Origin of the sequence: Microbacterium sp. B19 (genome assembly GCF_000333395.1) — a bacterium.
Taxonomy (GTDB): Bacteria; Actinomycetota; Actinomycetes; order Actinomycetales; family Microbacteriaceae; genus Microbacterium.
Map to the genome: position 1 here is coordinate 1 of NZ_BADA01000119.1, position 9298 is coordinate 9298.

A 9298-nucleotide genomic window follows, 5' to 3' on the forward strand; every position below is an offset into this window, starting at 1 on the left:
GAACGCCGTATCGCGCGGTCTCGATGCGGCGTGTCTTGGACACTGGATGCGTTCAGCGTGACCCCTCGTTGCGGCGGGGGAGCGTCGCATCCGGATAACGGGTGAGGATGGATGCCATGACCTCCCCCCAGCGCGTGCGTTTCGGCTACTGGACCCCGATCTTCGGCGGGTGGCTCCGCAACATCGACGACGGCCGCACGGCGACGCCGTTGCGCGCCAGGTCGGCTCCGGCGGTGTCGACGTAGCGAGCGTCGAGGTCGCGCGGCTCGGCCTCACCCACGCGGGCGACGCCGGGCACACCCGACCAGTCCGGGAGGGGCGTGTCGGTCTCGACGTCGTACTTCGACTCGACCTCGACCGACGACGAACCCGGCGCGGTCTTGCTCAATCGTCGCGTCCGTCGACGTCCGGGTTGATGTCCTCGGTCTCCTCGACGTAGGCGAAGACCGCCTGGGTCGGACCGTCGGACTCCCCCGTGTGCTCGAGCCCGCCCTCGCGGCGGTAGACCAGCTGGCCTTCGCTGTAGGGAAGGATCAGCGAGTCGTCGGACTGGTTCTCGAGCGGGATCACCTGCCCGTCGAGCGGGCCTCCGGTCAGTCGTGCAATAGCCATGGCCCCAGCGTAGACCGGGCCCCCGCGCGCCGCCCGCGCCTTGACACCCCTCGCCTAGACTCGCTCGGGTGACGAGCGCGGACCTCCCCGGTGACAAGCCGTTCGTGCTCCTCGCGACCCGCGCGCAGGACCTCCCCGCGGACGAGGAATACGCGCTGTTCCTGCGGTTCACGGGCCTGCCTCCCGAGCGGCTGAGGAGGGTCCGTCTCGAGCGCGAGCCGATGCCCGACATCGACCTCGACGACGTCGCCGGGATCCTCGTCGGCGGGAGCCCGTTCAACGCGTCGGACCCGTGGGGGAAGAAGTCGGCGGTCCAGCGGCGGGTGGAGGCAGAGATGGCGGCGCTCGTGGATCGCGTCGTCGCGCGGGACGCGCCGTTCCTCGGCGCCTGCTACGGCGTCGGCACGCTCGGCACCCATCTCGGCGCCCCGATCGACGGCACGTACGCCGAGCCGATCAGCGTCGTGGACGTGTCACTGTCGGACGCCGGTCGCGCGGACCCGCTCCTCGTCGGCCTGCCCGACACGTTCCCGGCCTTCGTGGGCCACAAGGAGGCGATCGCAGCGCTCCCCGCGGCGGCGACGCTCCTGGCATCCTCCGCCACGTGTCCCGTGCAGATGTTCCGCGTCGGTGAGAACGTCTACGCGACGCAGTTCCACCCCGAGCTCGATGTCGACGGCATCGTCACGCGGATCCACGCCTACGCGTCGTACGGGTACTTCGCGCCCGACGAACTCGACCTGACCCTCGCCGCCGTACGACGCGCGCCGGTCACCGATACGGGACGCATCCTGCGGGCGTTCGTCGAGCGCTACGCCCGCTGAACGCGACCTCGGCTACGGCTGCGACGCCGGCGCGGTCCGCACGATCGGCACGGCCGCGGTGACCGCGGGGCGCACGCGCCGCAGCTGCGGTTCGAGCCCGAGGTCGACGAGGACGATGCGCCCGGCGAGCTCCGGCCCGCGGCCCCGCACCAGCCCGGCCTTGACGGCCCCGAACGTCATCGTGGTCGCGGCGGGGAGGACGGCGGCATCCGCTTCGCCCGTATCGGGGTGGAGACCGCTCGGGACGTCCACGGCGATGACCAGGACGCGCCCCGCGACCACCGCCGGGAGCAGGGCCTCGACGACCGCGCGCGACGTGCCGCGGAGCCGCGGGTCGGCGGAGGCGCCGATCCCCAGGATGCCGTCGACCACGAGGACGTGATCGGCGACGGCGGCGCAGATGTCCGAGGCATCCCGGATCCGGGCGCCCGCGGCGAGGGCCGCGTCGAGACCTTCCCGGTGCACGCGGTCGCGCGTGAGCACGATGTCGACGCGCGTCGCGGAGGCGGCGAACTCGGCCGCGGCGAAGAGCGCATCGCCGCCGTTGTCGCCGGATCCGGCGAGCACGAGGACGGGTCCGCGCGTGGCGGCCAGTTCGTCGATGACGAGGGCGGCGAGGGCGTGGGCGGCCTCGCGCATGAGCGGACGACCCGCGGCGAGCAGCGGCGCTTCCGCGGCACGGACCGCATCGGCGGTGTACGCGGCGGTGCGCTCGGTCATGGTCCCCACCCTAGACGCGCGCGTGCGGGTCACACCGGGGCGGTATTCTTCGCCGCCGCCTCGCGCTCCTTCGCCTCGGCCTCGCGCGCGGCATCCAATTCGCCGACGTTCGCCTGCACGGCCCGCTCGGCGCGTTGCACGCGGAACTGCGCGAGCGTCGTCGCCCCGAACTTCGCGCGCTCGCGATCCTCGTCCTCCTCGTGCCCGACCGTGATGTAGGCGCCGGCGAGGAGGATGACCTGGCTGGAGAGGTTCAGCCACAGGAGCAGGGCGATGAGGGCGGCGAAGGTCGCGAGGAGCGGATTGCTGCTCGCTCCCCCGACGAACAGCCCCGACAGCTGCTGGAGCGCGACGAGTCCGACGCCGCCCAGCAGGGCACCGCGCAGCAACGTCCGTCGCCGGACACGCAGGCCCGACAGCAGCGCGAACGCGGCGGCCACGACGGCCGTGTCGAGCGCGAGGACGACGAGGGTCGAGAGGAGCCAGGTCAGGATGCCGGTGACCCACGAGTCCGCCGAGATGCCCAGCACATCGCGCACCCACGTCAGCCCCGCGGTGGCGAGGAACGTCACGCCCGCGGCGGCGGCGAGCGCGGCACCCACGCCGATCGCGAGCGCGAGGTTGCGCAGGATCACCCAGACGATGAAGGTGTCCTCCGTGGTGACGTCCGCGATCTGGCGGAGCGCTGAGCGAAGCGAGCCGATCGCGCCGATCGCCGCTCCGACGAGCCCGAGGGATCCGAGGATGCCCGCGACCGTGAATCCCGCGGGCGCCTTGATCGCGGCGACGTCGATGAGACCGTCGGGCCCGACGAGACCGGGGATCGCGCTGTTCACCGCGCGCGTCAGGGCGGCGAGCCCGTCGGGGTTGTCGGCGAGCCAGACGGCGGCGAACGAGAACCCGATGAGGACACCGGCGAAGACGCTGAAGAGCGTGCGGTACGTCACGCTGTCGGCGAGCATCGGTCCGCGCCGCCCCGCGTACACGAGATAGCCGCGCACGAGACGCTGCCGCAGGGCCCACGCGGTGACGCGACGGAGGAGGTCAGCCATTCCCTCAGGCTAAGCGCGCCCAGCGGATTGCCCCCGCGGGGTTGACCGCGCACCGGAATTCGCAGAATGGTACCGATCTCGCAGGATCTCGGCCGGAATCTGCGAGAAACGTCGGATTCTGCGAACATCGGCCGCTCACGCGACCGCGCGGAGGAGCGCCCACCACGTCCCGACGAGCAGCGGCGGGCCGAACGCGAACTCGGCGCGCCGGCCGGCGGCGAGGAGGGCGCCGAGGCCGGCCGCCCCGCCGCACACGAATCCGGCGGCCAGCCCCGAGGCCACGGCATCCGGTCCGAACCAGCCGAGGTGCGCGCCCGCGAGGGCCGCGAGCGTCGCGTCTCCCCCGCCGAATGCGGCGGGGCGGGCCGACCGCAGCACCAGGCAGACGAGGAACGCGGATGCCGCTCCGCCCCACACTCCCGCGACCCGTTGGGCCTCGCCCGCGGCGAGCGCCGCGGAGGTCAGCAGCGCGAGCGCGAGCGCGAGTCCGGGGAGCACGAGCGCGTGCGGGAGCCGGTGGTGGCGGTGGTCGATGACGGCGAGGACGACGCTGAGGACCGCGAACACGGCCAGCGCCACGGGCAGCACGACGGCGACCAGGGCGGGTCAGGCGTCGAGGACCGACAGGTGCACGAGGACGATGCCGTCGAGGACGATGCCGTCGGGGACGATGCCCTCCCGGTCGCGCACCGCGCGCTTGAGCGGGAGCACGTACTCGCCCGAGGACTGCGGGAACACCGAGGTCCGCCAGGTCGACGTTCCGATCGTCGCCTCGACCCGGACGCCGCCGAAGCCGCGCCGGAAGGTCTGCGTCTCGCGGACGGCCTCGCTCAGCTCGAGCGGCAGCGCGACGAAGTACCAGTCGCTGTCGAGCCGCGCGGCCCAGCGGAAGACCTCTCCCTCGAATTCCACGATCACGCGCGTCCCCTTCCGACCCGGTCCACCGTAGCCCGGCGCCGACGACCGCGTTCGGCGTTCTCCCCTGGGGAGGAGGGGTCAGCCCGCGAGGATCCCCGCCGCCCGCGCGGGCTCGGCGTACGCGCGGGCGAGGGAGGCGACGGTGTCGTGCGCGTTGAGGCCGCTGGGGTTCGGCAGCACCCACGTGGGCGCTCCCCCGATGCTCTCGTCCTGCCGCCCCGCCACCGCCTTCGGGCGGTCGAAGCCCTGCCGGTACGCGGTGAGCCCGACGACGGCGACGGCACGGGGCGCGAGGGCGGCCACGCGGGTCTCGAGGGCGCGCGCGCCATCGCGCAGTTCGTCGCGGCCGAGCTCGTCGGCGCGCGCCGTGGCCCGTGCGACGAGGTTCGACACCCCTACGCCCGCCGCGAAGATCATCGCGCGGTCGGCGTCGTCGAGTGGCCCGCTGTACGCGGGGAGCCGCGGCAGGATCCCGGCCTCGACGAGCGCCGGCCAGAACCGGTTGCCCGGACGCGCGAAGGGAGTGCCGGTGGCCGCCGTCCAGAGCCCCGGGTTGATGCCCACGAAGAGCAGCCGCAGCCCCGGCCCGACGAGGTCGGGGATCGTGGCATCCCGGAACGACTCCAGCTCGGCGCGCGAATAGCCCATGCGACCACTATGACCACATCCGCGCGGGCGATGCCCCGTTGTGCCAGGATCGGCGGAATGGATGCCGTGCCCGCCCTCACCGAGGTCCCCCCTGCGCAATTCGTGATCGTGGGCGACAACATCCGCCTGGCGACATACTCGTGGGGCGACCCCGAGGCTCCCCCGGTTCTGTGCGTGCACGGCTTCGGGTCGTCGACGCGCGACAACTGGGTCAACACCGGCTGGGTGCGCGACCTGCTGCGGGCCGGGTTCCGCGTGCTCGCGGTCGACCAGCGCGGACACGGCCTCAGCGACAAGCCGCACGACCCGGCGTCGTACCAGATGAACGCGCTCGTGTCCGACCTCGTCGCGGTCCTCGACACGTACCTCCTCGACCAGGTGCGCTACCTCGGCTACTCGCTCGGCGGCCGCGTCGGCTGGCAGCTCGCGGTCGACGCGCCCGAGCACGTCGAGCGCGCGGTGCTCGGCGGCATCCCGGACGGTCGCCCGCTCGCGCGTCTCCAGGTCGATCAGGCCCGCGCGTTCCTCGATCACGGCGAGCCGGTTCAGGATGCCACGACCCTGCGCTACATGTCGCTCGCCGACCGTGTCCCGGGCAACGACCTACGCGCGCTCGTCGCCGTCGCGGAGGGCATGCGGCTCGGGCAGACCGACCCCGATCCCGCGTCGCCGCCGCAGCAGCCGGTGCTCATCGCCACCGGGACCGAGGATCCGATCCACGACCAGTCCGCGCGCCTGGCGGGACTCCTGCCGCGGGGCGAGTTCGCCGACATCCCGGGGCGCCACCACGTGAACGCGCCCGGCGCTCGCACGTTCCGCGAGGCCGGGGTCGCGTTCCTCTCGCACGATCTCTGACGCGAGAGCGAACCCAGGGTCAGGCGCCGCCGGCGGCATCCGCACTGCAGACGTACACCGTCGTGGGCGCGTCGGTCGCCGTCTCGCAGTTCTGCTGCACCCACGCCCGGATCTGCTCCGAGACCGTGTTCGTCAACGTGGTCGCGGCACCCGAGCCGCTGCCGCCGAACGCTCCGCCGCCGGGACCTCCCACGCGGTCCTGACCGCCGATGACGTAGCGGAGCTCACCGCTCTGGACCAGGGAGATGAACGTCTCCAGCGTGGGAGCGGCATCCGTGCCGTTGAATCCGCCGATCGGCAGGACCGACTGGCCGTCGGACGCGACGATGAGCTGCGCCGCCGTCTGCGCCCCGAACGTCGCCGCGAGGTAGGACGCTCCGCCCCGGTTCGTCTCGAGCCACGACAGCAGCGCGCTCGTGTCACCGCCGAACCCGCCCGCGCCGGCGCCGAATCCGCCGGTGCGGCCGCCCGTGCCCCGGCCGTCCGTCGACCCGGAGGCGGAGCCGCCCCCGCCGCGGCCGTCGCGCGTACCGCCCTGGGCTCCCGTTCCGCCGTTCGGCGCCCCCGCGAAGCCGCCCCCGCCGGAGCCGCCGTTGGGTGCGCCCGCGAAACCGCCCCCACCGTTCTGCGCGCCGTTCTGCGCGCCGGGGAAGCCGCCGCCCGTGCGACCGCCGAAGCCCGCGCCGCCGAAGCTCGACGCCATCTCGGACACTCCCCCGGCCACCGGGTTGATGGAACTGGGGTGCGCGATCGTCACGGCCGACCAGACCGCGGGCGTGAGCAGCAGGCCCACGAGCATCGCCGCGGTGGTCACGAGCCGTGCGCGGTGCCGGCTGAGCAGCAGCACGATCGCGACGATCGCGACGACGGCCTGCGCGAGCGCCACGGGCACGCTGTACCCGCCGACCGAGATGCCGATGCCGACCGCGGTGACCGCAGCGACGCCCACGATGGTCACGGCGGGCCACGTCGTGCCCTGCCGCGCGCTCCACGCGAGCGCGGTCGCCACCGCGAGGCCGAGCGGCACGGCGAGAGCCGCCGTGTAGAACTGGTGCATCCCGGCGACGACGGAGAACATCGCGGCGAACGTGAGGGTCCACACCGTCAGCAGCACCGTGAGGGCCCGCGGGAAGCGAAGGATCCAGAGCACGATGAGCGCGATCAGCGCCGCGGGGATGAGCCACGCGATCTGCCCGGCGAGCTGGGCGTTGAACAGGCGCAGCACGCCGGGGCTACCGGAGAACGGCGGGGTGAACGACTCGTACGACGCACTGTCATCCGTCGCTCCGAAGCGCCCCAGCCCGTTGTAGCCGAACACCATCTCCCACGGGTTGTTGCCCAGCGTGCTGCCGATGTACGGGCGGCTGCTCGCGGGGATCAGCGACACGATCGCGACCCACCACAGCGAGGAGACGGCGCTGACCGCTCCGGCGATCAGCAGGTGACCGACACGGCGACCCCAGGACTGCGCGGTGCACAGGTACGCGGCGGCCAGCGCGGGCCAGACCGCCCACGCCTCGAGCATGTAGAACTGGAACGACAGGCCGATCGCCGCGCCGGCGATCACGAGCCATCCGAGGCTCCGGGCCTGGATCGCGCGCACCGCCGCCCACGCCGTGATCGACAGACCGAGCACGAAGAACGCCTCGGGCTGGTTCGATCGCGCGACCGCGACGAGGATCGGCGTGACCGCGACGATCGCTCCGGCGATGAGCCCCGCACGGATACCCGCGAGGCGCCGCGCCGTGACGGCGGTGAGGAGCGCGGCGCCGACCGCGGCCAGCGCGTTGGGCAGGATCACCGTCCAGGCCGAGTAACCGAACGCCTTCACGAACAGCGCGGGAATCCAGAAGGACCCCGGGATCTTGTCGAGCGTGACCGTGCCTGCCGGGTCCATCGAGCCGAAGAAGAAGTTCGACCAGGACTGACTCATCGACACCGCGATCGAGGCGTAATAGTCCGACGGCGCGCCGTCCCACACCTGCCACGAGGTCAGCACCAGCGCGAGCGCGGCGACGGCGGCGAGACCCCACGGCCACGCGCGTTGCTTCGGGGCCATCGCGGTGGCGGGCCGGGCGATCGGGGTCTGCGGAATGCTGAGTGCGGCGGTCACCGGCGCATCGTAGGCAGCCGACCACTAACCGGTGCCGAGCAGAGCCTATGGGCGAGCTATGGATGCCACGGCGAGCCGGATCACCGGGCGGTGACGGTCAGCCGCGGGCTGCTCGGCGCCGAGGTGGCCGCGACCTGGAGACCGACCCGGACCGTCTGCCCCGGGGCGGGAGCAGTCGCCCACCCGTCCCCGCGGCACGTCACGGTCGACGACTGGATGCCGCACACCATCCCCCACGCGTTGACCACCGCGGTGGCTCCCGGCGATGACCACGACACGGTCCACGCCGTCACCGGACCCCCGGTCGCGGTCACCGTCAGCTCGGCGACGTACCCCTCGCCCCACGTGCTCTGCGGGATCCACGTGGCCGTGATCGCCGCGGGAGCGAGGGGCCGCGTCGACTTCGGCGTCGAGGTCGGCGTCGGGGTCGGCGAGGGCGTCGGCTTCGGGGTCGCGGTCGCTGTCGGCTTCGGGGTCAAGGTCGCCGTGGGCTTCGGGGTCGCCGTCGGCTTCGGCGTGGCAGAGGGCGTGGGCTTCGGGGTCGCGGTCGGCGTCGGCTGCGGCACCGGGGTGAGGATCGGTGCCAGCGCCCGCAGCTTCGCGGTCTGCGGGGTGCGCCAGTCGTCGGCGACCAGGCCGCCGGTGTCTCCGCTGTTGGGATTGAACGACCAGTAGGCGTAGCTGATCCCGCGATTCGCGAGGTAGCCCACGAGGGTGGACAGCCACTTCTGGTCGCTCGCGGTCTCGAGTTTCGTGCCGAATTCCCCCAGGAGCACCGGAGCGATGTTCTCTTTCGCGAGGTAGCCCCAGTTGGCATCCCACAGCGCTTCCAGATTGGCGGGGTACCGGGGGTCGGAGAACCAGGACTGCGCGAACACGGAAGCCGGATAGTCGTGCGGCGAATACACGACCTGATTCGCGACCGAGAGCGTGACCGGTGCGGAGCGCGCGTCCTTCAGACCGCCGCCCCACCACGTGCTCGACCCGTCGTTCTGCCGCTCGACGCCCTCGACGATGATCAGCAGCCGCGGGTTGACCGCCAGCACGGCGTTGCCCGCGCGAGTGGCCGCTGCGCGCCAGTCGCGCGCGGGGTCGCCGCAGTTCCAGCACGCCTGTCCGTGGGGTTCGTTGTGCAGGTCGACGCCGATGACGGTCGAGTCGTTCTTGTACCTCGCCGCGAGCATCGTCCAGTCGTCGATCCAGCGCTTCTCCGAGTACTGCGCGGTGTACCAGAGCTCGCTCTGCGCGCCGGAGTCGGGGCGGTGTCGGTCGAGGATCACCGACAGGCCGTGGGCCTTCGCCCGCGCGATCACCGTGTCCAGCAGTTGAAGGGGCGTCAGCTTGTCGAGCCCGGGATTGACGTTCGCGTTGATCGACGACGTCGCGGACGCCGACAGGCACTCGTTCGAGAACGGCAGCCGGAGGGTGGTGAACCCCATTCCGGCGATGGTCGTGAGCCCTTCATCGAGCGAGATGGACCACAGCCCGTGCGGGGCGCAGTTCGACGTCTCCATGCCGAATCACGCGGCGGCCTCGATCGTGTACGGCGCGCCCGT

11 protein-coding genes are annotated in these 9298 nt (G+C 72.7%); 2 read left to right on the forward strand and 9 right to left on the reverse strand.

Features of this window, described 5'->3' with window-relative positions:
* Positions 1-145: 145 nt before the first annotated feature.
* Both I5G_RS25155 and I5G_RS04615 read right to left on the reverse strand, forming a co-directional pair.
* Entirely contained in the window at positions 146-388 is a 243-nt protein-coding gene (locus tag I5G_RS25155; RefSeq protein WP_022878010.1) for a hypothetical protein, read from the reverse strand.
* On the reverse strand, positions 385-612 hold the full coding sequence (locus I5G_RS04615; protein WP_022878009.1) for a hypothetical protein: 228 nt from the start codon (positions 610-612) through the stop codon (positions 385-387). The genes I5G_RS25155 and I5G_RS04615 overlap by 4 nt, the downstream gene beginning before the upstream one ends.
* A 68-nt stretch (positions 613-680) precedes the next feature.
* Between I5G_RS04615 and I5G_RS04620 the strand changes: the two genes are divergently transcribed.
* Positions 681-1436 (forward strand): glutamine amidotransferase, encoded by a 756-nt coding sequence (locus I5G_RS04620; protein ID WP_022878011.1) that lies wholly within the window; start codon positions 681-683, stop codon positions 1434-1436.
* 12 nt (positions 1437-1448) lie between these two features.
* Here I5G_RS04620 and I5G_RS20630 read toward each other — a convergent pair whose 3' ends face one another.
* The 5 genes from I5G_RS20630 to I5G_RS04645 form a co-directional block, all read right to left on the reverse strand.
* Complete coding sequence (locus tag I5G_RS20630; RefSeq protein ID WP_036326288.1) at positions 1449-2156, reverse strand: NAD(P)H-hydrate epimerase; 708 nt, start codon at positions 2154-2156, stop codon at positions 1449-1451.
* Positions 2157-2185: 29 nt separating this feature from the next.
* Complete coding sequence (locus tag I5G_RS04630) at positions 2186-3208, reverse strand: YhjD/YihY/BrkB family envelope integrity protein (protein WP_022878012.1); 1023 nt, start codon at positions 3206-3208, stop codon at positions 2186-2188.
* Positions 3209-3343: 135 nt separating this feature from the next.
* Positions 3344-3796 (reverse strand): prepilin peptidase, encoded by a 453-nt coding sequence (locus I5G_RS20635; protein WP_022878013.1) that lies wholly within the window; start codon positions 3794-3796, stop codon positions 3344-3346.
* A gap of 18 nt (positions 3797-3814) precedes the next feature.
* Complete coding sequence (locus tag I5G_RS04640; protein ID WP_022878014.1) at positions 3815-4126, reverse strand: DUF1905 domain-containing protein; 312 nt, start codon at positions 4124-4126, stop codon at positions 3815-3817.
* A gap of 78 nt (positions 4127-4204) precedes the next feature.
* On the reverse strand, positions 4205-4774 hold the full coding sequence (locus I5G_RS04645) for a mismatch-specific DNA-glycosylase (protein ID WP_022878015.1): 570 nt from the start codon (positions 4772-4774) through the stop codon (positions 4205-4207).
* Positions 4775-4831: 57 nt separating this feature from the next.
* Between I5G_RS04645 and I5G_RS04650 the strand changes: the two genes are divergently transcribed.
* Positions 4832-5629, forward strand: coding sequence for an alpha/beta fold hydrolase (locus I5G_RS04650; protein ID WP_022878016.1), 798 nt, complete (start codon positions 4832-4834; stop codon positions 5627-5629).
* Between the two features lie 19 nt (positions 5630-5648).
* Here the strand turns inward: I5G_RS04650 and I5G_RS20640 are convergent, their stop codons facing one another.
* Both I5G_RS20640 and I5G_RS20645 read right to left on the reverse strand, forming a co-directional pair.
* Positions 5649-7742, reverse strand: coding sequence for a glycosyltransferase family 39 protein (locus I5G_RS20640; RefSeq protein ID WP_022878017.1), 2094 nt, complete (start codon positions 7740-7742; stop codon positions 5649-5651).
* Positions 7743-7822: 80 nt separating this feature from the next.
* Positions 7823-9256 carry a cellulase family glycosylhydrolase gene (locus tag I5G_RS20645; RefSeq protein ID WP_051038632.1) on the reverse strand — a complete coding sequence of 478 codons (1434 nt, stop codon included), beginning with the start codon at positions 9254-9256 and terminating at the stop codon, positions 7823-7825.
* Between the last annotated feature and the right edge of the window lie 42 nt (positions 9257-9298).

Bases quoted from the DNA above. Each gene is read 5' to 3' on its own strand.
- I5G_RS04615 (WP_022878009.1), bottom strand. From the start codon at position 612: ATGGCTATTGCACGACTGACCGGAGGCCCGCTCGACGGGCAGGTGATC.
- I5G_RS20630 (WP_036326288.1), bottom strand. From the start codon at position 2,156: ATGACCGAGCGCACCGCCGCGTACACCGCCGATGCGGTCCGTGCCGCG.
- I5G_RS04630 (WP_022878012.1), bottom strand. From the start codon at position 3,208: ATGGCTGACCTCCTCCGTCGCGTCACCGCGTGGGCCCTGCGGCAGCGT.
- I5G_RS04645 (WP_022878015.1), bottom strand. From the start codon at position 4,774: ATGGGCTATTCGCGCGCCGAGCTGGAGTCGTTCCGGGATGCCACGATC.
- I5G_RS04650 (WP_022878016.1), top strand. From the start codon at position 4,832: ATGGATGCCGTGCCCGCCCTCACCGAGGTCCCCCCTGCGCAATTCGTG.
- I5G_RS20645 (WP_051038632.1), bottom strand. From the start codon at position 9,256: ATGGAGACGTCGAACTGCGCCCCGCACGGGCTGTGGTCCATCTCGCTC.